Here is a 22,455-nt window from a genome sequence, read left to right as displayed (position 1 = left end):
TCTGTAGGCTGCACTGTGCCATTTACCTGGGTTGATTGGGCGATCGTTGCAATCGTCGCCATCTCCGCTTTGATCAGTCTTAGCCGCGGCTTCGTCAAAGAAGCACTCTCGCTGCTGACCTGGATCATCGCAGGAGGCGTTGCCTGGATGTTCGGTGGCTCATTGTCCGAGTACCTCGGCGGATACATCGAAACGCCGTCGGCTCGCGTGATCGCGGGCTGTGCCATCATGTTTGTCGCCACTTTAATCGTAGGCGCAATGATCAATTATCTTATCGGCGAATTGGTTCGCGTCACCGGGCTATCCGGGACCGATCGATTCCTCGGCATGGCCTTCGGCGCAGCGCGTGGCGTGTTGCTGGTGGTTGTGGCGGTCGGGCTGTTGAGCCTGGGGCCGGTACAGCAGGACGGGTGGTGGCAAGAGTCACAGCTCGTGCCAAAATTTCTATTGGTTGCAGACTGGTCCAAAAACCTGATCCTGGGGTGGAGTAGTCAGTGGCTTGCCAGCGGAATCAGCGTACCCGCTGATATACCGTTCAAGGAGCATCTCTTGCCGACGGCCAAAACGCCTCAGTGAGTTGTGTTCAGTTCAGATCCATTAAGTAGGGGTTGCGTCGCATGTGTGGCATCGTCGGTATCGTCGGTAAGTCGAACGTCAATCAGGCGCTGTATGACGCGCTAACCGTCCTCCAGCACCGCGGCCAGGACGCTGCCGGTATCGTGACCAGCCATGATGGCCGGTTATTCCTGCGCAAGGACAATGGCCTGGTGCGTGACGTGTTCCATCAGCGTCACATGCAGCGCCTGGTCGGCCACATGGGCATTGGCCATGTGCGTTACCCGACCGCGGGCAGCTCGACCTCGGCCGAAGCTCAACCGTTTTACGTCAACTCGCCGTATGGCATCACTCTGGCGCATAACGGTAACCTGACCAACGTTGAACAGCTGGCGAAGGAGATTTACGAATCTGACCTGCGCCACGTCAACACCAACTCCGATTCGGAAGTGCTGCTCAACGTGTTCGCACACGAGTTGGCCCAGCGCGGCAAGTTGCAGCCGACCGAAGAAGACGTGTTCGCTGCCGTCACCGACGTGCACAACCGTTGCGTCGGTGGCTACGCGGTCGTGGCGATGGTGACCGGTTACGGCATCGTCGGTTTCCGTGATCCGCACGGCATCCGTCCGATCGTCTTCGGCCAGCGTCACACTGACGAAGGCGTCGAGTACATGATCGCCTCCGAAAGTGTTTCGCTGGACGTGCTCGGTTTCACCCTGATTCGCGACCTGGCACCGGGCGAAGCGGTCTACATCACTGAAGACGGCAAGCTGCACACCCGTCAGTGCGCGACCAATCCGTCCCTGACTCCGTGCATTTTCGAACACGTCTACCTGGCGCGTCCGGACTCGATTATCGACGGCGTCTCGGTCTACAAGGCCCGCCTTCGCATGGGCGAGAAGCTCGCCGAGAAGATCCTGCGCGAGCGTCCGGATCACGACATCGACGTGGTCATCCCGATTCCGGACACCAGTCGCACCGCGGCCCTGGAGCTGGCGAACCACTTGGGCGTCAAGTTTCGCGAAGGCTTCGTGAAGAACCGCTACATCGGCCGGACCTTCATCATGCCGGGTCAGGCAGCACGGAAAAAATCCGTACGCCAGAAGCTCAACGCCATCGAGCTGGAATTCCGCGGCAAGAACGTGATGCTGGTGGACGACTCCATCGTTCGCGGCACCACCTGCAAGCAGATCATCCAGATGGCTCGCGAAGCCGGCGCCAAAAACGTCTATTTCTGCTCCGCGGCACCGGCTGTGCGTTACCCGAACGTCTACGGCATCGACATGCCGAGCGCTCACGAGCTTATCGCTCACAACCGTTCGACCCAGGACGTTGCCGACCTGATCGGCGCTGACTGGTTGATCTATCAGGACCTGCCTGACTTGATCGAAGCGGTCGGTGGCGGCAAGATCAAGATCGAGAAGTTCGATTGCGCGGTGTTCGACGGCCAGTACGTCACCGGTGATGTCGACGAGGCTTACCTGAACAAGATCGAGCAGGCGCGCAACGATGCCTCCAAGGTCAAGACCCAGGCAGTCAGTGCGATCATCGATCTGTACAACAACTGAGTAACTACCGGCCCTGAGGGGCCGGTTTTGTATCTGGCTTTTAATTTACGAGAATAAGGAAAGGAGTGACAGCATGAGTCAGGATTGGGATGCCGGTCGGCTGGACAGCGACCTCGAAGGCGTAGCGTTCGATACCCTGGCCGTACGCGCCGGTCAGCACCGCACGCCGGAAGGCGAACACGGTGATCCGATGTTCTTCACTTCCAGCTACGTATTCCGTACCGCTGCCGACGCGGCCGCGCGCTTTGCCGGCGAAGTACCGGGCAACGTCTACTCGCGCTACACCAACCCGACCGTGCGCGCGTTCGAAGAACGCATTGCCGCGCTGGAAAGCGCCGAACAAGCCGTGGCTACCGCGACCGGCATGGCCGCGATCATGGCAGTGGTGATGAGCCTGTGCAGCGCCGGCGACCATGTTCTGGTGTCGCGTAGTGTATTCGGCTCGACCATCAGCCTGTTCGAAAAGTACTTCAAGCGCTTCGGCATCGAAGTCGATTACGTGCCCCTGGCGGACTTGTCCGGCTGGGATGCGGCGATCAAGGCCAACACTAAATTGCTGTTCGTCGAGTCGCCGTCCAACCCGCTGGCCGAGCTGGTAGATATCAAAGCGCTGTCGGAAATTGCTCATGCCAAGGGCACGATGCTGGTGGTCGACAATTGCTTCTGCACCCCTGCGTTGCAGCAGCCGTTGAAGCTGGGCGCGGACATTGTCGTGCACTCGGCGACCAAGTTCATCGACGGCCAGGGCCGTTGCATGGGCGGCGTTGTGGCTGGTCGTAGCGAGCAGATGAAAGAAGTCGTCGGTTTCCTGCGTACTGCCGGGCCGACCCTGAGCCCGTTCAACGCCTGGATCTTCCTCAAGGGGCTGGAAACGCTGAGCCTGCGCATGAAGGCACACTGCGCCAATGCCCAGCAACTGGCCGAATGGCTGGAGCAGCAGGACGGTATCGAGAAAGTCCATTACGCCGGTCTCAAGAGCCACCCGCAGCACGAACTGGCCCAGCGTCAGCAGAAGGGTTTCGGTGCGGTCGTGAGTTTCGAAGTCAAGGGTGGCAAAGAGGGCGCCTGGCGCTTTATCGATGCGACTCGCCTGATCTCCATCACCGCCAACCTGGGCGACAGCAAAACCACTATCACTCACCCGAGCACCACCTCTCACGGCCGTCTCGCGCCGCAAGAGCGTGAAGCGGCAGGGATCCGTGACAGCTTGATCCGTGTAGCGGTCGGTCTGGAAGACGTGGCAGACCTGCAGGCCGATCTGGCGCGCGGGTTGGCTGCCTTGTGATCGAGCTGTCGACGCCGACCACGGGCACCCATGGCCGCGTCGCGCTCGTCACCGGTGCTGCGCGCGGTATCGGTCTGGGGATCGCGGCCTGGCTGATCAGCGAAGGCTGGCAGGTGGTGCTGACCGATCTGGATCGGGAGCGCGGTTCGAAAGTGGCGAAGGTGCTTGGCGAAAACGCCTGGTTCATCGCCATGGACGTCGCGAATGAGGCGCAGGTAGCACTGGGCGTGGCCGAGGTGCTGGGACAGTTCGGGCGTCTGGATGCGCTGGTGTGCAATGCGGCGGTGGCCGACCCGCACAACATTACCCTGGAAAGCCTCGATCTGGCCTACTGGAACCGGGTGCTGGCGGTGAACCTCAGCGGGCCGATGCTGTTGGCCAAGCACTGTGCGCCGTACCTGCGCGCTCACAGCGGCGCCATCGTCAATCTGGCCTCGACCCGTGCCGGCCAGTCAGAACCCGACACAGAGGCTTATGCGGCGAGCAAGGGCGGTCTGTTGGCCCTGACTCACGCCTTGGCCATCAGTTTAGGGCCGGAGATTCGCGTCAATGCGGTCAGTCCGGGCTGGATCGACGCGCGAGACCCTGCGGCACGGCGTGCCGAACCGCTGACCGACGCCGATCATGCGCAGCATCCGGCGGGCAGGGTAGGGACGGTCGAGGACGTGGCGGCGATGGTGGCGTGGTTGCTGTCGAAGAACGCCGGGTTCGTCACGGGCCAGGAATTCGTGGTCGATGGTGGCATGACCAAGAAGATGATTTACAGCGAGTAAATCCAGGCGTGGCTGCGATGGATGTAGCCAGCATTGATGTTGAATGTGCCGCCGTCTTCGCGAGCAGGCCCGCTCCCAACCTGAATTTATGTCGATCACAAACCTGTGGTCCGCCGCAGATCCAGTGTGGGAGCGGGCTTGCTCGCGAAAGCGGCTTGACTGTTAAGACACAATTTTGTCTTTTTCAGAAAAACTTCAAGCAGGGTATTGACTTAGCTTCGGTACCTGCGTAAATTTCGCGGCCTCGGAGATGCAAACGGGTGATTAGCTCAGCTGGGAGAGCGTCTGCCTTACAAGCAGAATGTCGGCGGTTCGATCCCGTCATCACCCACCACTTCCGAGAGTCTTGCGAAAGCAAGATGGAAGCTTTTAAAAGCCTCCACCGACGCGCAGCGGTAGTTCAGTCGGTTAGAATACCGGCCTGTCACGCCGGGGGTCGCGGGTTCGAGTCCCGTCCGCTGCGCCATATTTTCCGAGTCAGGTTTACCTGTCTCGAGATTGAAAAGCCTCGAAGCTTTCCAGTCAGACGAGTTACTTGGGCGAAAGTCCAAAGCGACGCGCAGCGGTAGTTCAGTCGGTTAGAATACCGGCCTGTCACGCCGGGGGTCGCGGGTTCGAGTCCCGTCCGCTGCGCCATATTTTCCGAGTCAGGTTTACCTGTCTCGAGATTGAAAAGCCTCGAAGCTTTCCAGTCAGACGAGTTACTTGGGCGAAAGTCCAAAGCGACGCGCAGCGGTAGTTCAGTCGGTTAGAATACCGGCCTGTCACGCCGGGGGTCGCGGGTTCGAGTCCCGTCCGCTGCGCCATATTTTCCGAGTCAGGTTTACCTGTCTCGAGATTGAAAAGCCTCGAAGCTTTCCAGTCAGACGAGTTACTTGGGCGAAAGTCCAAAGCGACGCGCAGCGGTAGTTCAGTCGGTTAGAATACCGGCCTGTCACGCCGGGGGTCGCGGGTTCGAGTCCCGTCCGCTGCGCCATATTTTCCGAGTCAGGTTTACCTGTCTCGAGATTGAAAAGCCTCGAAGCTTTCCAGTCAGACGAGTTACTTGGGCGAAAGTCCAAAGCGATACGCAGCGGTAGTTCAGTCGGTTAGAATACCGGCCTGTCACGCCGGGGGTCGCGGGTTCGAGTCCCGTCCGCTGCGCCATATCTGCTTCAAGGCCCACTGAACGCCTTGGAGCTACGAAGCAAGCCACTGGTAAAGCCAGTGTCTGTTTCGAGTCGATAGCAAAGACCCTGGTCGAAAGACCGGGGTTTTTTGTGTCCGCGATTTGGCTTTTCCTCTCTCATGTCCTTCCCGCCAAGTTTTTCTGCGCACCAACTGCATAAAGGGCTTGGTTCGCAGTCCTGGCATTAATTAGAATCACTCTCATTTACGATAACTCCTGGCACAGGGCTTCTTGAGATGAGTGATGCAGCGATGCCGAAGGAGCAAACCTTCCACGACCTGTACCGCGATCACCGTGGCTGGCTTGAAGGCTGGTTGAGAAGACGCATGGGCAATGGCTGTGATGCGGCGGATCTGAGCCAGGATACGTTCCTGCGTCTACTCGCCAGCTCTCAACGAATTGCCGATCTGCAAGAGCCCCGTGCCTATCTGGTGACCGTGGGCAAACGCCTGCTGAGTAATTTCTATAAACGTCGAAGCCTCGAGCAGGCTTATCTGACGGCACTGGCGGCGTTGCCGGAAGACTGTGTGCCGTCGCCCGAGCAGCGCTGGTTGTTGCTCGAAACCCTGCAAGCTCTGGATGAATTGCTCGATGGATTGCCGGCGGCAGTGCGTAGGGCGTTTCTCTGGAGTCAGTTGGAAGGCTTGAACTATCAGCAAATCGCCAAGCGCCTGCGGGTGTCGGAACGCACGATCAAACGCTACATGGCGCAAGCCTATGAGCATTGCCTGTTGGTGGAGCTGTGAGCAGTCCGGTACCTGATGCCCGTCAGGCAGTGCGTGCTGCCGCGCAGTGGCTCGCCTTGCTGGAATCTGGAAGTGCCAGCGAGCAGGATCGGGCGAATCTGCAGCGTTGGCGCGACAGTTGCGTCAGTCACGAGCAGGCTTGGCAGAAGGCTCAAGCCTTGCGTCAGCGGTTTGCCGATCTGCCTTCAGCGTTGGCGCTCAAAAGTCTGGATCGCCCCGAGCCGGGTCGGCGTGTGGTGCTAAAGCGTGCATTGGGTGTGGTGGCGTTGGTGCCGGCCGCTTGGCTGATCAGCCGACAGTTGCCACTGGAGATTTGGCAAGCCGATCTGCATACGGCCACCGGGGAGCGCAAACAGGTGCGACTTGCTGATGGCAGTTCCCTGCAGCTCAACACGGCCAGTGCCATCGATGTGGATTTGCAGAGCCGGCGCTTGAAGCTGATTGAGGGCGAACTGTCGCTGAAGGTGCCGAGCGCGTCGCCGCTGACGATCCACACGAAGTTTGGACAGATCATCGTCAGCCAGAGTGAAGTCTGTGTTCGTCAGGAAGCGCGCGGTTGCCGCGTGTCGGTGTACAGCGGCGCCGTGCAATTGCAGCCATTGCAGGGGCCGGCGCTGGCTTTACGCAGTGGTCAACAGGTCAGTCTTCAGGCAGTCGGTGTCGGACCGATCAGCCCATTCGACGTGCTTGCGCCAGGGTGGCGAGAAGGCGTGCTGATGGCAAAAAACCAGCCGTTGGGGGATTTCCTGCGCGAACTCGGCACTTATCGACCAGGTGTGCTGCGTTGGGAGCCGGAGCTTGAAGCGTTGCGTGTCACCGGCAGTTTCCGCCTGGACGACACCGATCGCGTCCTCGCGTTGCTCGCGGCCAGCCTGCCGCTGGAGGTGCATTCACGTACCCGTTATTGGGTGACGTTGCTGCCGCGCAAAAATAGTGTGTGAAGCCTGTCCCCTTTTTTCGACTCGCTTGTCATTCAAGGCATGTGAACGAATCAAGAGAATTCTATCAATGCCCGCAGTAATACCTTGCTGTCCGCGCCCGGCTTCTTCCCGCCTGCGTCCGTTGTTGCATCTGAGCCTGTTGCTGGGCCTGAGTGCCAGTCCGTTATTCATCACTGCCAGTTGGGCCGAAGACAGTGCCCGGCGCAATTACCAGGTGCCTGCCGGCAGCCTGAGCGATGCGCTGACCCGGTTTGCCGGTCTGTCTGGCGTCAATCTCTCGGTCGACCCGGCGCTGGTGGGCAGTCGCACCAGTTCCGGTCTTTCCGGCGAGTTCGCGGTCGAGGAGGGCTTTGCCCGGCTGTTGCAGGGTTCCGGTCTGCAACTGCAACCGGTGGGCGAGCAGGCGTACATCCTGACCCCGGCGCCAGAAGGCAGCAGCTTGCAACTGGCCCCCACCTCGATTCTCGGTGCCACGGGCGGGGCGGACGGCGAGGTGTATGCCGGCGGCCAGGTCGCGCGCCGCGGTTCGCAAGGCTTACTGGGCTCGAAAGATTTCATGGAAACGCCGTTCAGCATGACCACCTACACCGGTGAGGCGGTCAAAAACCTGCAGGCTCGTACCTTGGGTGACCTGATCGCCAGTGATCCTTCGGTTCGCGCCACTAATCCGGCGGGTGGGCGTTATGAGCAGTTCACCATTCGCGGGTTCAGCCTGTTCAACAGTGATGTCGCCTACAACGGTCTCTACGGCATTCTGCCGACGTATACGATCGATATGGAGATGGCCGACCGCGTCGACATCATCAAAGGCCCGAGCCAGCTCATCAATGGCATCTCGCCGCGGGGCAGCGTGGGTGGGGGGATCAACGTGGTGCCCAAGCGCGCGACCGACAAGCCCATCACTTCGTTTACCGGTAGCTACGCTTCCGACAGCCAGGTCGGCGGTGCGGTGGATGTCGGCCGGCGCTTTGGTGAAGACAACAAATTCGGTATTCGCTTCAACGGCGTGAAGCAGTCTGGCGACACCGAATGGGATCACCAGAGTGTCGACCGCGAGATGGCTGTGCTGGGCCTGGATTTTCGCGGTGAACGCCTGCGACTCTCGACGGACCTCGGGCGCACCGAGCGTGATACCGACGCCCCGCAGGAGCGCGTACAGGTCGGCGCCAATGCCAAGGTGCCGAATGCGAATGATGTTCGCGACAACTATGCGCAGCCCTGGAGCAAGGCGAGTACCAACGACACGTTCGGGGCGGTGAACGGCGAATTCGATGTCAGCGATTCCGTCATGCTGTACGGCGGTGTGGGCGCGCGTAAAAGCAACCATGACTTTCTCCGGCATGCGGTTGCAGTCACCAATGACGCCGGCGATTTCAGCGTTCAGCCGCGCGACTTCACCCGTGACGAAAATGTCCAGACGGCCACGGCAGGGGTGCGCAACTGGTTTCATACCGGCCCGGTGAGTCATGAAGTCAACCTGGCCGCCAGCTATTTCTACATGGACTTCGAGAATGGCGGCGCCCGTTATGCCGCGGCCCGCAGCAACCTCTACGATCCCGTGGAAACACCAACACCCGGCAGACCCGCTCGACTCGATTCGAAGGTCTACACCGAGAACCGCTTCAGCGGCGTGGCGTTGTCCGACACGCTGGGTTTCTTCGATGACCGGCTGCTGCTGACCCTCGGCGCCCGCTGGCAGCGCGTGAAGGTTGACGACTGGACGGATGAGGTCAAAGGCGACACGGCTTACGGTGAGGAAAAGGTTTCGCCGTCGGGCGGCATCCTGTTTAAGGCAACCGATAAGCTGTCGCTGTATGCCAACTACATGGAAGGCCTGAGCCAAGGCAAGATCGCGCCATCGACCTCGGTGAACGAGGATGAGATATTCCCGCCGTTCATCAGTCGACAGGTCGAGGTCGGCGGCAAGTATGACGCGGGTGCGTTCGCCGTGACCGCCGCAGTGTTCCGGATCAAGCAGCCGGCCTATGAGACCAACGCCACGACCCGGGTTTTCGGCCCGAACGGCAAGCGTGAGAACACGGGCGTGGAACTGAGTGTGTTCGGTGAACCGCTCAAAGGTTTTCGTCTGCTCGGCGGTGTCATGTACATCGACAGCGAGTTGACCAACACCACCAATGGCACCTTCGACGGCAACCGGGCACCGGCCACGCCGAAATACAACGTCAACCTGGGCGCCGAGTGGGATGTACCGACCGTACAGGGCCTGAGCCTGACCAGCCGCGGCCTCTATTCCAGCTCGCAGTATCTGGACCAGTCCAACAACAAGGAAATCGACTCTTGGGAGCGTTTCGATGTGGGGGCGCGCTACGCGTTCAAGGTCGACGAAAAGAACATCACCCTGCGTGCCAATGTCGAGAACGTGGCGGACAAACGCTACTGGAGTTCGGCCGGAGCCTCGGATGACAGCGAGCCTGGCTTGACGCTGGCGACCCCGCGCACCTACCTTCTTTCGGCGACGGTCGACTTCTGAAGACTGTCTATTTCTGAAAATAGATCAGAAGGTGTAAGCCTTAATCAGGGCGAGATATGCTGATGCAAAAAGGGGCAACTATTCAGTTGCCCCTTTTTTCGTCTGTCAGTCAGAACCCCAGTTTGTCCCGCAATCCGTAATACCAGGCGCCCAACGCAGCGAACGGTGTACGCAGCAATTGTCCGCCGGGGAACGGGTAGTGGGGCAGGTCGGCAAAGGCGTCGAAGCGCTCGGCCTGACCGCGCAATGCTTCGGCCAGCACTTTGCCCGCCAGGTGCGTATACGTCACGCCGTGGCCGCTGCAACCCTGGGAATAGTAGATGTTGTTGCCTAGTCGTCCGACCTGGGGAAGTCGCGACAGGGTCAGCAGGAAATTGCCGGTCCAGGCGTAATCGATTTTCACGTCCTTGAGCTGCGGGAAGGTCTTGAGCATCTTCGGCCGAATGATCGCTTCGATGTTCGCCGGATCGCGCGCGCCATAGACCACGCCGCCGCCGAAAATCAGGCGTTTGTCAGCACTCAGGCGGTAGTAGTCGAGCAAGTAGTTACAGTCTTCGACGCAGTAGTCCTGGGGTAACAGGCGTTTGGCCAATTCATCACCCAAGGGTTCAGTGGCGATCACTTGGGTCCCACAGGGCATCGACTTGGCTGCCAGCTCCGGCACCAGGTTACCAATATAAGCGTTGCCAGCGACGATGATGAATCTGGCCCTGACCTTGCCCTGAGGCGTATGCACCACCGGATTGGCGCCGCGCTCGATGCGCACCGCTGGCGACTGCTCGTAAATAGTGCCGCCCAGCGACTCCACGGCTGCTGCCTCGCCCAAGACAAGGTTGAGCGGATGAATATGCCCGCCGCTCATGTCGAGCATGCCGCCGACGTATTGATCGCAAGCCACCACTTCACGGATGCGTCGCTGATCCAATAACTCCAGTTGCGTGTGACCGAAGCGCTCCCACAGGCGCTTCTGGGACTCCAGATGGTCCATCTGCTTGGCGGTAATGGCGGCGAACACACCGCCATCCTTCAGGTCGCACTGGATGTTGTATTTGGCCACCCGCTCACGAATGATCCGTCCACCCTCGAACGCCATTAGCCCCAGCAGCTGAGCTTGCTTGGGACCGACACTGCGCTCGATCACATCGATATCACGGCTGTAGCTGTTAACGATCTGGCCACCGTTGCGCCCCGATGCGCCAAAACCCACTTTGGCGGCTTCCAGGACCGTTACCCGAAAACCGTTTTCCAGCAGAAACAGGGCAGAGGACAGGCCGGTATAGCCGGCGCCGATCACACAGACATCAGTCTCTACATCATCCTGCAAGGCCGGGCGCGGCGGCGCCGTATTCGCCGACGCGGCGTAATAGGATTCTGGGTAGGGAGTGTTCGCCATCCTGCAGCCTCTGTTTAATATATTTTACGAGTGCATCGATCCTACCCGAGTTAAAAAATGACCGCCAGCCACCGGAAAATCTTCTTCGCCATAGCAAAATTAAATATTTTGCATATTCATAGGGTTAGGTGAAAAAAAGGTGTTGACACCCCTCCGGAATTCCGTAGAATGCCGCCTCACAGCAGGCACGTAGCTCAGTTGGTTAGAGCACCACCTTGACATGGTGGGGGTCGTTGGTTCGAGTCCAATCGCGCCTACCAAACAAAATCCGCTCTGCTGGGCGGTCTAGAAGGGCTCACCGAAAGGTGGGCCCTTTTTTGTTGTCTGTGATTTGCAAAACTCCCATTCAAAACACCGCTCGTTACCGTTGGGCGCGGAGAGGGGCATGCGGGTGGTGTCTGACGATTGAAGATGGCGGGGTAAAAAAGTGCAGGTGGATACCGTGCCGGGCCGATCAGACACTAGCGCCCTACGGCACCTAAGCACCTTAGAGCCAGTCGATCTCGCAAATGGTGCAGGCTTCAGCGCCGCTCTCGAGTTTGGCCTGCGACGCCTTGTTTTGCCTGCATTGATCTTTGAGTTGTCCAAAACTTTGGAAATTGCACAACTCTTATACGGTAGACAGCAGCAGGCTCTGATCCTCTTACCTGTATACGCCAAATGGTCATTTGATTTAGGTTGGCGAAACGCCGTCTGCATGCTGCGCAAGATCGACGATGACCTTGAATCGGGTCGAGGCGGCATCGATATTGATCAGGAGTTGGGGCTATGAAGGGATTCGCAGAAGTCTACTGCAGTTGGCCCAGCTATCAACTAACTGGGCCAGCTCTGCTCTCCATTCATTCAATTTCCCCCGTCTGGCCCTGTCGCCACCTCCAGTGAACACAGTTCCTGAACTAACACAGCCATAACCGTCTACATTGCAGGGGGGGGCATCCCCTTTCTGAGAGAACGGATATGTTTAGATCTCGCTCGTTGATTGCCGCTATGACGTGTCTTGCCTTGGCGTCCGGTTCAATGACTGTACTGGCCGACCCGGGAAACGGGAAGGGCCAGGGAAGCGGCAAGGGAAATCCACAAAACATTCAGGGCCATGGCAACTCCAGCCAAGGAAACAAAGGGAAAGGTTCAGGGGGGGACGATTGGAGCCACGGTCCGAGCATCAACCACGGTAGTGTCCTTGGAATCGTGGGTGGTTATCGCGATTACTGGAGCCCCGGGCCCGCCTTGCCACCCGGCATTCAAAAAAACCTCGCCCGCGGAAAACCGCTACCGCCGGGGATCGCCAAAAAACTCGATGGCCGATTGCTCGGCAGGCTTCCGCACTACGATGGCTACGAGTGGCGCCAGGCTGGTACTGACTTGATATTGGTGGCGATCGCTACCGGGATCATCTACGAGGTTCTCAATGGCGCATTCGATTGATGTGAAAGCAACACATTCCAATCGCATTTTTGCAGCGTAACGGCCGGGCAAAACACGGGAAGCAATGTGCAATTGTTCGATCACAGCAAATTGCCTGCCCGCTGGTCGTCGACCTTTGAACTGTATGGGAGGTGAACGGGTCAATTACTTCGTGCAATTTCAACCTCACGGAATCCCCCATGTTATTTAAAAACAAGAGTTTTGCAGCTGTCATGTCATGCGTGATGATGCTTGCAGCCACCCCATTATTGCCCGCTGACCTGTCCATCATGAGTTCCGCCTACGCGAAGGGTGGTGGTGGTGGTGGTGGTGGTGGTAACGGCGGCGGCAATGGTGGTGGCAATGGCGGCGGTAACGGCGGTGGCCACGGTGGGGCTGGCCATTCTGGCGGCGCCAGCAATGGCCACGGCAATGGCTTGAGCAGTGATCACGCAGGCAAAGCTGTCCGCGATCGTGGTGTCAGTGGCAACCACTATGGTAACGATCGTAATGATCGTGATGATAGCGGCCATGGTGCAGTGACTTCGGGCATTGCGAAGTCCAAGGACACGCGAGGAGTAACGAAGGCCTCTGCCATTTCGACCTCTACGCCAGGTGATCACAATGCAAAAGGATTAAGTAACGCTCGCACTTCGACTTCAAAAAGAACGGATTAAGTCCAACGTTCTCAAAAAGCCGGGTATCCATCAGGAACCCGGCTTTTTTGCGCCCGCTATTTGCCAATTGAGGCTGACGTTTGAAACAACCGGCGTATGGGTCGCCCTGATGTGCGGGTAATCAGCGGAGCTACGTGCACGGGCAAATCCCCCTCCGATGGACTACTACTGTAGGGCTGTTTCAACTTTGTCTATAGGGAGTATGTCGATGCTGTCTCACTGGTTTCTGGCGGCGATTCACCTCTTGGCCTTTGCGCTGGGCTTCTGGGCAGTACTGACCCGCGGCACGGCTTTACGTCGTCTGATAGCTGGGGTGGGGGAGGCTCGTAGCGTTTTGGTTGCGGATAATCTGTGGGGGATCTCTGCAGTCATTCTCTTGGTCACGGGTGGGTTGCGAGCTTTTGGTGGGTACGAAAAAGGCACTGATTACTATCTTCACCAACCGCTGTTTCATCTCAAAATGACCCTCTTCGTCCTCATCCTGCTGCTTGAAATTATGCCGATGGTGGCGCTGATCAAATGGCGGATTGCGCTGGGACGTGGGGCGGCTATCAATACCGGGCGCGCAACGCTGTTTGCCCGTATCAGTCATATCGAAGCGCTGCTGTTGCTGCTAATGGTCGTGGCCGCCGTGGGCATGGCGCGTGGGGTAACGTTTGGTTAGCCGGGAAGGAGGAAGCCCTTTCTCGCAGCAAATCCGAAACGTCTGACAGTCAGGTATGAGGCGAGGGCGGTAGTATCGATTCCACATTGCGAAGGCATAGCAAAGAGAGGCTGGGCGGAGAGCGATGCGGTGCTTGAATCTTGAGCCAGCCGTTATTCGAGGCTGAATAGGCTGGCTACTGACCACTGCAGGATTCAGGGTGTTTGCGGCTTGTCTGGGGCGGTCAGGCCAGCCTGAATACGTTGATAGATCTCTTCGCGATGCACCGCAACGTCTTTCGGGGCGTTGATGCCAATCCTGACTTGCTGGCCGCTAACGCCCAGAATGGTGATCGTTATGTTGTCACCGATGTTTATGCTTTCACCGACTTTGCGGGTGAGTATCAGCATGGTTTTCTCCTTGATTGCTTGTGGGGGCACCTGATTCGGACAGTGCAGAGGTCGGTATAGGTATAGATTAGTGCGAAGTCTCGCTGTTTGGGTGCCTCTTTCTGACGCGCAGATGCTGCATTAATTCCCAAGGCGTAACTATACAGAGGCCGCAACCATCATTCTCGTTGTTTTGCGCCCATTTTGCGGCGCTCGAACAGGATCCATGAGTGTTAAAATCGCCGCTTTCAGCATCCAGAGGGAAGCGTTGTGCGCAAAATGGCCTTGGTAATCGCAGTATTGACGTTGGCCGGGTGCAATGACGGTAAGGGGGTTGACGCGCAAAAGCCGCAACCGACAGTCACTTCCGCACCCGCGGCGACAACCGGTCCGCAATGGGACGTCGAGGTGCGCGGCGAAACGCCCCAGGCGGTCAGCGACCTGAGCGGCTGGTTGATTGAGCATAGCTTCGTTTCCAGTGTCATCAGGGAGAATGGAAAGGTTCGTATCCTGATAGGGCCATTCAATTCGAAAACCGAGGCAGAAGCCAAACAAGCGGAAGTGACGGCAGCGCTTACTCGGGCGAAAAAAAGGAACATCGAGTCGCTGGTCGTTGAGCACCCGACGGCCCAATAACCAAAAGCGGCGGTTAAAATCGAAAAAGGCCTGGGGTGTGATGCCCCAGGCCTTTGTGTTTTCAGCGGCCGGTCAGCCGCAGGTTTTCATGTCTACCGGGCCGACAAACTCGTTGCCGCGCCCCATCACACACGCCACGCTCTGATTGCGTTGACGTTCCCAGGCTTGTACCGGGTAGGTCTTGTTCCAGGCTTCATACAGTTGCCGATCCTGTTTTGACAGGCGCAAGCCGTACTGCTTGCTCATGTAGAAATAAGTCCGGGCGATCATGCCGCGAATGGAAGGGCGGGGCATGACCTTCTTCGCCTTGAAGTCGACCTGTGTCAGGCACGAGCCGTATTGACCCGATTGTACGGGCAACCAGCCGAAGCTGAAGTTGCTGCGATCGCCATTCATATACTTATCCGGTAGCCCCCTGCGTTGACATTTTTCGTTGTCATCGATAAAACCCAGTAAATTCAACGACTTTTACGGTTTATCGGCTCGAAAAAATAACGCAAAATCGTGTCAACATTGACATTTCAGGCCTTCTGAAATGCCATGCATTACCGACGAACGGTAGCCTTGCCTAGTCCTCTACATCGATCAAAAATCTCGAAAGACTCACCTTTTTCAAACTCAGAAAAACCAATCTCACCCCAATCAAGATTTCCAATATCGATGGACAGTGGATTTCGCCAGCCCCAATTTTTCGGCCGCCTCTGCCTGAGAGGATCCAGCGTCTCTGAGCTTCCTGACGGCGTCTAAATTTTTGGTGTTTTTTGGCTTGCCTGGCGGGCGCTTGACCAGCTCATTTCCAGAGAGCTGCTCGCGAAGCAATTCCTCGCCGCCCTCAGCCAAAAACGAATCCAGTTGTACCTTTGCGCGAGCGAGGGTGGCGCTAACAGATTCTTCGTTGCGCAATGCAACGCAGATGGTCAGGAGAGCGACAAGGTCGAAACCCAAAGCAGCAGAAAGATCATCCAACTTCTTCAGCGTGATGTTGGACTTGCCTTGCTCTAACGCCCCTATGTTCGCTTTTACGCTCACATGTGCGAGATCGCCGTAATCCAACCCCTGGTGCGTCCGGATTGCCCTAATCGTAGCCGCGATCTCTTTCTTGAGAGACATGATCTGTCCTGAAAAACGAGGATAGAGCCATAACACGACAGTTCCGATAAACATTATGTGGTGGTACTATTGGTATATCGAAGCGTTTACCCCATCCTCCGAGGCCCGACGTGTTAGAAGCCCGGACATTTCAGAAGTATTGCCGAGGACTAGAAAATTGGCCGTAGGTGTAATGAGAGATGGCTCGGTGCTGGATGACGCCGGGGTACCACTTAAAGGCTCATCGGAAGACGTTGATGCACTCAAAAATCACCTCCTTGAAAAATACCCTCAAAAGTCGTTTTGCTTAGTTGAGGAGTGGACGATCTTTCGTGTTGATGCCACCTGCGCCGATCTCGAGAAAATCGAGAAAGCTGGCCATGAACCGCTTTTCGTTTTTGCCCACAAGGTCGTCCATGACAGTCGAGCCCGATTCCAACCCGGCGACTGGGTAAGAAGCAGCATGGCGATCTCATTTGATGGCGTGATGTTTGAAACCAAGAACACCGTTTACGCGCTCATGGGGGGCGGCCAGGAGAGGGTGGCAAACTTAAAAACAATCTTCTCTTTTTTCTAATCGAGGCAATGAGCTGAGAACCCACTACGCATATTAGTACCACCAGCAATCACCGTATTTGATATAGGCAAGGCTCGCAGTCACGCAAGCTTAATGGCATCTCTTTGTCTAAATTTTAAGATCTTTTCCGGTCTAGAGCTTGGACGCCCATAACGAAAATCAGGAATTTTTTTGTGCTCAATTTTGATTGTGTAAAAGTAGCGGGAAAGGTCGACTACGTAAAAGTCAGCTCGGATCACGGAGATAGCTATAAAGCCATCGTCAGTATTGATGGCCAAGTTCTTCCGAACCTTACATTACCTAAGAAAATGTACGAAGAAATCGATGCAGGGGAGACCGTCACTCTCTACGGGTTTTTCAAGAACTCTTCGAATAAAGAGAAGAACACTGGAATCGTCTACGGACTGCTGAAAGAAAACGGTGCAAAGACATTTGCAACTAGCATTAGATTCACTGTCCCGCTCCTGATGGTTTTTTATGCAGTGCTTGCCTTTTGCATAGTTTTTCCTGTGGGATGGCTAGTATCTATAGTTCCGATGATGACGTTTATCGGTGGTCAGCATCCAATGATAATGGAATATACAAGCATCGTAGCGCTCGTTGAAGCTGCCTTGGCCGCTTTGTTTTTTCTATGGGCCGGGTGGAATGTGCTTAACAAGACCTCTGACCCGGAAGGGTGGAGAGCAGTAGCTGCACAAGAGTTATCAAACCGTTTTAGCAAACTTCATAAGTAGCGTAGGAAGCGTGGCATTCAGTTTGCGACCAGTAAGCTTCCCCAGAAAAAGATTGCACTAATCAGAGGCAAATATGTTCAGAACTCAAGATGTTGATCTAGCTGGGCTGCCAGGGATGTTCGGGGAAGGGCTAACCCACTGGCACGCGGTGTCTCGGAGCTTGGCGACGCACTGGTATCACGTCGGCATTAAGCTGCGTCACGAGGATCGATTTATCTCACAAGTGGAAATGCTTAATGACGAGACTAAATTGTTCGAACTCATCTCGACGCAAGGCCCTGACCTCGTCATAGATGAGCTCCAGGTCGTCACGCCGCCCTGGATCAATAAAATCGGCAGCTGGCGAATGGAAAGGCTCACGTCGGTTTCCGTAGGCTATGACAAAAACGAGATACCTGTGTGCCTGATGGAGGTTGAGAGCGGCGCTGTGTACGTCGACGTTCACGATCCAACCTTCGATGCCAGCACTCTGACAAATCTTCGGAAGATTTACTGAAAAAAATGCAAGGTTTCCCAGCGGTGTAACACGATTTTCTCACTGTAACATTGTCATTGTTACATTCTAAAAATCGAGTTACACCCCAATGAATATGCACCTGGGAGCGGATAAATGCTGAATACGATCAACGTAGAGCTGCATAGTAAACGCCTTACAGATTTTCATCTGAAACGTATAGTCCAAGCAGATGCTCAGCCGTTCGAGGAGCCAATCACAGCTTATCTAAGCGATGTATTTATCTCTTCATGTTCAGCCATTGGTGTCGTCTTTGGCCACAGGCGGCGCGACGAGCTTGGGCGGTTTGCGGACGGCCATTTTGTGCGGACGTCTGAGATATGCTTTGCAAAAAAAGAGGGAAAATTTTGGGTGCTCACGACGCTGAATTCTCGTTACGTTGTCGCGACCTTTAAGCGAGGAATTGGCAGGACGAGTCTCAAGGTATTCCTGCGAGCTAGGCAGGGCCGTTACGTCTTCACACCGCCTGTGCTGCAGTAGGTGGCGGTGCGTCTGATGGGAGAATTGATACCGTGACTTGTTGACGTTGGGATGTGAGTCGTGACGAGGGCTTGATCTGGAAAGATTTATGAATAAATCGGGACAGGATCGATTCGAAGGACTTTAAACTTGGCGTGCGGCGACTCCACGACGTCATCACTGGTTCGGTAATTGCGATATCGCTCAAACGTTGCTTCGAGCTCACGAATATTATTGCAATGCTTATAGAGCGGATCATCTGAAGTGCTGACGGTTTCCACGAGCAGTATGTTCTTGTCTCGCCGGTCGTTCAGAGAATAAGCATCAACTGTGGTATCAATAATTAAAAACCAAATGTCGTATCTCATGCGTGTCTTTGCTCTCGAAGAATTGATTGGGTCACAACCTCAATTCGTCAATTGTTAGCAGATGAAGTGGGGAAATCAAGGCGCAGAGTGGAAGATAAATCTATTGAAATGCAGGCGTTAAAAATGCCTGTCCAAAAAATTACTGTATATATGTGCGGTAACTTCAATACAACTGTGGCCTGCAGAGCGGCGAGTTGACAAAAAGTCAATTTCGCACAGACAAAAAATAGTCAAAAAAATTATAGAACCAGGCAAGGGTTGCTGATCAATTCGTGGTTTTTTTATGCAAAGTGCCTTGTGCGTATTGTGATTCGTACTCAATCGAGTCTTTGACCTGGCGCTAAGTCAGAGTAAGCAGCGGAGCCCAATCGTGGGCATCAAGCTTCCTTGTCTGCAGACTTGCTTGGGAGCGATGGGACGAAGTGAACATTCGGGAGGAAGAGGAGGCCTTCTAGGGGGGCTTCAGGATCAGGGTAGAGGCCCCTTCGCTGGGGCTTTTTTATGTCTGAACATTGGAGGCCAGCATACTCTCCGCAGATACAAGCGTCTTGGCGTTGATAGCGTGGCGAAAACTTGATCTAGCTAGCATCCTATCGATCTCGAACTGTTCAGACCTAATTCATTTACCTTAGCAGAGGAACGGGATGTTATAAGGACGGACTACGCGAACCATTGTCGGGCTGTGTTTTTAGGTGCTTGTCCACATCGAATCCCGCAGGAAACTTTGCTCCCTCAACTTTTGCACCATACAAAATCATTTTTGTTAGTTGACAATCGTTAAAACTGCAGTCAATGAGAATGCTCTTGCGCATGTCCATATGGTTTAAAGAACTGTCACTGAAGTTAGCCGCCAGCAGTAGCGCGCCAGACAAATTGCAGTTTTCAAACCTAGAATGATCTGCAACCACCTGTACCAAGTCAGCTTTAATAAGCTTGGTTGACTTGAAACTTGCATGCGAAAGCTTCGAGCCTTGGAGGCGTGCGCTATTCATGGAGCATTTTTCAAATATGCTGTAGCTGAGATCCACGAAAGTCAGAGAAACGTTGTCTAGATTCTCTCCGGTAAACGCAATTCCACGCAGGTCATCGAGAACCTCAGGATGCGGGGCTGCAACCTTGACCTTTGGTATCTGGCTCAGCATCTCAACCCATTCATATGAGTTTTTTTTAAGCCCTTCTAGTAATGCTCGGCGAATGCGCTCGCCTATTGGGCCTTTCCACCTATTGCGCAACTCTTCAATTTCGACTGTTGATAATTCTTGTTTTCTATCCATTCACCTAGCTCCAGAAACCGTCTACTTTTGAAAACCCTATTCGCACCCTGAATCAGTTGCGGGCTAATTCTCGAATCGATAGCACACTCTAGCTCTCCGAGGTGGGGTGATCCGGTGAAACCGCCTGCGGTCGGAACCAATCCGTCCAGCAATCGTTCTACATCCCAACCCTGCATCAATCCTAGCGTATATACCCAGCCTTCGTGACCGGCCCAATAGATCGCGCCTTGTTCCTGATGATGCGAAATTATTGGACGCTCTGTGGTGCCTCGAAAAGCACTGTCTGGATTGCCTAAAACATGTCCATAAAGATCATTGCATCCTCCTTTTAGAGGAATGCCATACTTAAATGCAAGATCAGGGTGAATCTTGTCAGTTCCGTAATATCTTATTCCAATTGAAGCAGGATCAACTAATTTTCCATTGGGGAGTTTAGCTTTCAGTTCCATCTTGTAACTGCTCTCGGCTTTGATGCAAGTGTTATTTGGTTTTTTACAGCGGTGTATTGTGTAATAGCGCGGTGCGCGATGTTGTTGGTCTTCATGAGTGACAAAAAACAGAAGTCTTAGGAAGGAGTGTTATCATCAGCTTTTAGACCTATGATTCCTTTCTCCAGCATCTCTTCGATGGCGGAAGATGGAATCAGAAGCTCTTCTTTCTCAACCTCATTAGCGAGACCTAGAAACCAATCGTACTTTGAACTATGTTGAGGCCACAGGGACTTCATCTGTTCTACTCGGTTTCGCGCGGACACAAACCAAAATTTGTTGAACGGGTTGACTACGTTTTGGCCGTCATGATGGAACAGGGGCATATCAAACAGTCCATGTTTGAATCGCGCGAACCAAATGGAAAGCGGTATGTCGATTTCAGGCGAGAGGGCTACGCAGGGGTGTTTGATGGTTGACTCAAGGCGCACAGCCCGTACCAGCGCGTCACTGACCACGAATAGGTTGCCATTGCTCCTGTCTTCCCAATATTTGCCATAGGCTATCCCGCCCCGGATGAGCCAATCATTGTGAAGGGTCGCGAACCAGAGGCTTTGGACTGCATAAAGCAGCGGTGCAAGCTCATCGCAAACCAGCAAAATTGAGTCCGAGTACACGGAGACGTCGACTTTCTCCGGAAATGGCCAATCGGTGAGACGTGCCTGGTACGTCTTGTAGAGCGAGATGGTTGCGTCAAACTCGGTCTCTACTGCTTGAGAAAAGCCAAGTACATCGCAGAAAGCTACGTACTTCAGCGGGACAGCATGCGTCTCGTCGATTTCGGGTGTCATTCTGCACTCACTGAACGATCAATATTGAATGGGCCTGACGGCAGCCAACGTAGCGGGAGGCTCTAGCATAGGCTTTGATCACGGAGCGGGCTAGATAGATCACCGAAGTGACAGCTCCGTGCGGACTCTGAAGGACAGCTGAACTCGCAGCCGCTATAGTTCCCGCTTTCGGAAAATCTCGGGCTGGAGCAGGGAATGGTAGCAAAAGGCAGTAATACGGGCAGGACGTATCAGGAAAGCGAAATCTTGGATAACAACGCATATCCAGCGATGCGAGCAGAGACACTGCTCAATGAAGATGATGAGCTTGTGATTCCTGTTAGAAACAAAGAACGTCCACATTTTCGAAGGATTGGTGCCTTATCTTTTGGTACTCGCGTTGGCCAAAGCGAAGCCGACCCCGCGCATAATCAATGTGTTGATGAAATACTTGGAAGGCTTACGGCAACAAATGATGTTGAACTATGTGTGTATGTATTTGATGAAGATAGTGTTCGGCATACACAGGTAATTTTTTCTACCCTAACAGGTAGTGATTACCGCTGGGTGAAAGAGGGGGACGCCAGAGTTGCTTTCAGTGACGGACGCTACATTCAGCCCGATATCGCCGGCAGGGATGCAAATAAATTTTTCCCCAGGTCTAGCTGCCCAAATATCATCATTGAGGTAATCCGCACTCACGAGCCGGATTTGGAAACGTTCAAGAGGCTATACGAGCTTTCCAAGACCAGTACGATCGTGATTTTTTACTTCATCAATGAAAACACATGGAAAACCAAACTGAATCATGTGCTGCTCGACGCCAATCCGTTTCGGCTGCGTATCTCACGATATATGATCAACGGCTCAGTCTATATCGGAGACACTGAAAGCTACGTTCGTAGGAAGGATGAGGGGCTGGACAACTGGCACTTACGCCTCGCAAACTCATATTTTAAGTTGGCCAAAGAGGCTGTGAAGGTTTAGCCCAAACCTCAATGAGTTATAGGCTAATCTAGAGGCCTATCTTGTTACATATGACCAATTAAGTTTGGTCGTAGTAAACGTAGGAGCCTCTATCCTATTCTCTATAGGGCTCCAACATCGACATGATACGGTCGGCGAGATAAGTAGTTTTTTTACGTGTGTCGGCTAACCCACGCCAGTATCCGCGTCCCTCGGCGAGGGATATTGCAATCTTGAAGTCATTGGCCTGTAGCGCTGATTCGAGGGCCGCCTGAGCGAAATCTCCATGCTCGCTGAACAGCGCGTGCTCAGCTGCGGTTATTGCCTCACTTTCAGTCTGATAGCTACCACGTCCAACGATACCGTCGATGGCGTAGCACCATTCATTGGTGTGGATTAAATCGTTGATTTCTTCGTGGTCTGACAGACTCTTGCCATGCTCCCAAGCGGTAGGTGAGTCGAAGCTTGGCAAACGTATTTCTCCCTCAGAATATTTTCTTAGCGTGATTTGAGGAAATATAGGGTGAATGTTTTTCATAAGTGTTGG

General features: G+C 54.9%; 24 protein-coding genes, 7 tRNA genes and 1 pseudogene. 24 read left to right on the top strand and 8 right to left on the bottom strand.

Going from position 1 to position 22,455, the window contains the following annotated elements; genetic code table 11:
- Window positions 1-15: 15 nt before the first annotated feature.
- The 13 genes from MMG91_RS07710 (at window position 16) to MMG91_RS07650 (ending at window position 9,527) form a co-directional block, all read left to right on the top strand.
- Entirely contained in the window at window positions 16-576 is a 561-nt protein-coding gene (locus MMG91_RS07710; RefSeq protein ID WP_052965529.1) for a CvpA family protein, read from the top strand.
- 41 nt (window positions 577-617) lie between these two features.
- Window positions 618-2,123 carry an amidophosphoribosyltransferase gene (gene purF, locus MMG91_RS07705; protein ID WP_007905939.1) on the top strand — a complete coding sequence of 502 codons (1,506 nt, stop codon included), beginning with the start codon at window positions 618-620 and terminating at the stop codon, window positions 2,121-2,123.
- Between the two features lie 73 nt (window positions 2,124-2,196).
- Window positions 2,197-3,408, top strand: a complete 1,212-nt coding sequence (locus MMG91_RS07700; RefSeq protein WP_048395135.1) for an O-succinylhomoserine sulfhydrylase — start codon at window positions 2,197-2,199, stop codon at window positions 3,406-3,408.
- Window positions 3,405-4,181: an SDR family oxidoreductase gene (locus MMG91_RS07695; RefSeq protein WP_007905933.1), complete on the top strand. Its 777-nt coding sequence runs from the start codon at window positions 3,405-3,407 to the stop codon at window positions 4,179-4,181. The genes MMG91_RS07700 and MMG91_RS07695 overlap by 4 nt, the downstream gene beginning before the upstream one ends.
- Before the next feature lie 258 nt (window positions 4,182-4,439).
- A tRNA-Val gene (locus MMG91_RS07690) sits at window positions 4,440-4,515 on the top strand.
- A gap of 55 nt (window positions 4,516-4,570) precedes the next feature.
- Window positions 4,571-4,647, top strand: a tRNA-Asp gene (locus MMG91_RS07685).
- A gap of 93 nt (window positions 4,648-4,740) precedes the next feature.
- Window positions 4,741-4,817 (top strand) — tRNA-Asp (locus tag MMG91_RS07680).
- Between the two features lie 93 nt (window positions 4,818-4,910).
- Window positions 4,911-4,987: transfer RNA gene (locus tag MMG91_RS07675), tRNA-Asp, on the top strand.
- Window positions 4,988-5,080: 93 nt separating this feature from the next.
- Window positions 5,081-5,157 (top strand) — tRNA-Asp (locus MMG91_RS07670).
- Between the two features lie 93 nt (window positions 5,158-5,250).
- A tRNA-Asp gene (locus MMG91_RS07665) sits at window positions 5,251-5,327 on the top strand.
- 258 nt (window positions 5,328-5,585) lie between these two features.
- Complete coding sequence (locus tag MMG91_RS07660; protein ID WP_305449035.1) at window positions 5,586-6,095, top strand: sigma-70 family RNA polymerase sigma factor; 510 nt, start codon at window positions 5,586-5,588, stop codon at window positions 6,093-6,095.
- The gene (locus tag MMG91_RS07655; protein WP_310659254.1) at window positions 6,092-7,036 is read left to right on the top strand and encodes a FecR domain-containing protein; all 945 of its coding nucleotides are present in this window, start codon (window positions 6,092-6,094) and stop codon (window positions 7,034-7,036) included. Before MMG91_RS07660 ends, MMG91_RS07655 begins: the two co-directional genes overlap by 4 nt.
- A 67-nt stretch (window positions 7,037-7,103) precedes the next feature.
- The gene (locus MMG91_RS07650) at window positions 7,104-9,527 is read left to right on the top strand and encodes a TonB-dependent receptor (protein ID WP_310659253.1); all 2,424 of its coding nucleotides are present in this window, start codon (window positions 7,104-7,106) and stop codon (window positions 9,525-9,527) included.
- A 109-nt stretch (window positions 9,528-9,636) separates the two neighbouring features.
- Here MMG91_RS07650 and MMG91_RS07645 read toward each other — a convergent pair whose 3' ends face one another.
- Window positions 9,637-10,920 carry an FAD-binding oxidoreductase gene (locus MMG91_RS07645; protein WP_310659252.1) on the bottom strand — a complete coding sequence of 428 codons (1,284 nt, stop codon included), beginning with the start codon at window positions 10,918-10,920 and terminating at the stop codon, window positions 9,637-9,639.
- Between the two features lie 183 nt (window positions 10,921-11,103).
- On the opposite strand from MMG91_RS07645, the gene MMG91_RS07640 reads away from it, so the two are divergent.
- From MMG91_RS07640 to MMG91_RS07620, 5 genes are all read left to right on the top strand, one after another.
- Window positions 11,104-11,180 (top strand) — tRNA-Val (locus MMG91_RS07640).
- A 167-nt stretch (window positions 11,181-11,347) separates the two neighbouring features.
- A complete protein-coding gene (locus tag MMG91_RS07635; protein ID WP_310659251.1) occupies window positions 11,348-11,692 on the top strand; it encodes a hypothetical protein in 345 nt (114 codons plus the stop codon).
- A 185-nt stretch (window positions 11,693-11,877) separates the two neighbouring features.
- A complete protein-coding gene (locus tag MMG91_RS07630) occupies window positions 11,878-12,345 on the top strand; it encodes an anti-virulence regulator CigR family protein (protein ID WP_310659250.1) in 468 nt (155 codons plus the stop codon).
- Between the two features lie 179 nt (window positions 12,346-12,524).
- A complete protein-coding gene (locus MMG91_RS07625; RefSeq protein WP_310659249.1) occupies window positions 12,525-13,001 on the top strand; it encodes a hypothetical protein in 477 nt (158 codons plus the stop codon).
- 208 nt (window positions 13,002-13,209) lie between these two features.
- On the top strand, window positions 13,210-13,665 hold the full coding sequence (locus MMG91_RS07620) for a DUF2214 family protein (RefSeq protein WP_310659248.1): 456 nt from the start codon (window positions 13,210-13,212) through the stop codon (window positions 13,663-13,665).
- A 194-nt stretch (window positions 13,666-13,859) separates the two neighbouring features.
- Here MMG91_RS07620 and csrA read toward each other — a convergent pair whose 3' ends face one another.
- Window positions 13,860-14,054, bottom strand: a complete 195-nt coding sequence (gene csrA / locus MMG91_RS07615) for a carbon storage regulator CsrA (RefSeq protein ID WP_007905913.1) — start codon at window positions 14,052-14,054, stop codon at window positions 13,860-13,862.
- 249 nt (window positions 14,055-14,303) lie between these two features.
- Here csrA and MMG91_RS07610 point away from each other — a divergent pair, with 249 nt between their 5' ends.
- Window positions 14,304-14,669 carry an SPOR domain-containing protein gene (locus MMG91_RS07610; protein ID WP_310659247.1) on the top strand — a complete coding sequence of 122 codons (366 nt, stop codon included), beginning with the start codon at window positions 14,304-14,306 and terminating at the stop codon, window positions 14,667-14,669.
- A gap of 72 nt (window positions 14,670-14,741) precedes the next feature.
- Here MMG91_RS07610 and MMG91_RS07605 read toward each other — a convergent pair.
- Together MMG91_RS07605 and MMG91_RS07600 are read right to left on the bottom strand one after the other, a co-directional pair.
- Window positions 14,742-15,065 (bottom strand): annotated as a pseudogene (locus tag MMG91_RS07605) (endonuclease); the annotation flags it as partial.
- Window positions 15,066-15,311: 246 nt separating this feature from the next.
- Window positions 15,312-15,779, bottom strand: coding sequence for a helix-turn-helix domain-containing protein (locus tag MMG91_RS07600; protein WP_310659246.1), 468 nt, complete (start codon window positions 15,777-15,779; stop codon window positions 15,312-15,314).
- A 157-nt stretch (window positions 15,780-15,936) separates the two neighbouring features.
- On the opposite strand from MMG91_RS07600, the gene MMG91_RS07595 reads away from it, so the two are divergent.
- The 4 genes from MMG91_RS07595 (at window position 15,937) to MMG91_RS07580 (ending at window position 18,063) form a co-directional block, all read left to right on the top strand.
- A complete protein-coding gene (locus MMG91_RS07595) occupies window positions 15,937-16,335 on the top strand; it encodes a DUF6957 family protein (protein ID WP_310659245.1) in 399 nt (132 codons plus the stop codon).
- 173 nt (window positions 16,336-16,508) lie between these two features.
- Window positions 16,509-17,069 carry a hypothetical protein gene (locus MMG91_RS07590; RefSeq protein WP_310659244.1) on the top strand — a complete coding sequence of 187 codons (561 nt, stop codon included), beginning with the start codon at window positions 16,509-16,511 and terminating at the stop codon, window positions 17,067-17,069.
- 73 nt (window positions 17,070-17,142) lie between these two features.
- Entirely contained in the window at window positions 17,143-17,565 is a 423-nt protein-coding gene (locus MMG91_RS07585) for a hypothetical protein (RefSeq protein ID WP_305505727.1), read from the top strand.
- Window positions 17,566-17,679: 114 nt separating this feature from the next.
- On the top strand, window positions 17,680-18,063 hold the full coding sequence (locus MMG91_RS07580) for a hypothetical protein (protein ID WP_310659243.1): 384 nt from the start codon (window positions 17,680-17,682) through the stop codon (window positions 18,061-18,063).
- 994 nt (window positions 18,064-19,057) lie between these two features.
- Here MMG91_RS07580 and MMG91_RS07575 read toward each other — a convergent pair.
- From MMG91_RS07575 to MMG91_RS07565, 3 genes are all read right to left on the bottom strand, one after another.
- Complete coding sequence (locus MMG91_RS07575; RefSeq protein ID WP_310659242.1) at window positions 19,058-19,684, bottom strand: pentapeptide repeat-containing protein; 627 nt, start codon at window positions 19,682-19,684, stop codon at window positions 19,058-19,060.
- Window positions 19,615-20,133 (bottom strand): hypothetical protein, encoded by a 519-nt coding sequence (locus tag MMG91_RS07570; protein WP_310659241.1) that lies wholly within the window; start codon window positions 20,131-20,133, stop codon window positions 19,615-19,617. The genes MMG91_RS07575 and MMG91_RS07570 overlap by 70 nt, the downstream gene beginning before the upstream one ends.
- Window positions 20,134-20,249: 116 nt before the next feature.
- Window positions 20,250-20,963 carry a hypothetical protein gene (locus MMG91_RS07565; protein WP_310659240.1) on the bottom strand — a complete coding sequence of 238 codons (714 nt, stop codon included), beginning with the start codon at window positions 20,961-20,963 and terminating at the stop codon, window positions 20,250-20,252.
- Window positions 20,964-21,158: 195 nt separating this feature from the next.
- Between MMG91_RS07565 and MMG91_RS07560 the strand changes: the two genes are divergently transcribed.
- Window positions 21,159-21,929 (top strand): hypothetical protein, encoded by a 771-nt coding sequence (locus MMG91_RS07560; RefSeq protein WP_310659239.1) that lies wholly within the window; start codon window positions 21,159-21,161, stop codon window positions 21,927-21,929.
- Window positions 21,930-22,023: 94 nt separating this feature from the next.
- On the opposite strand, the gene MMG91_RS07555 is transcribed toward MMG91_RS07560, so the two are convergent.
- Window positions 22,024-22,446 (bottom strand): hypothetical protein, encoded by a 423-nt coding sequence (locus MMG91_RS07555; protein ID WP_310659238.1) that lies wholly within the window; start codon window positions 22,444-22,446, stop codon window positions 22,024-22,026.
- Window positions 22,447-22,455 lie beyond the last annotated feature (9 nt).

Source organism: Pseudomonas sp. JL3, assembly GCF_031570575.1.
GTDB classification, from domain to species: domain Bacteria; phylum Pseudomonadota; class Gammaproteobacteria; order Pseudomonadales; family Pseudomonadaceae; genus Aquipseudomonas; species Aquipseudomonas cucumis.
Note: the sequence above shows the minus strand (reverse complement) of the source record. Positions and strands in the feature narration are given on the sequence as shown.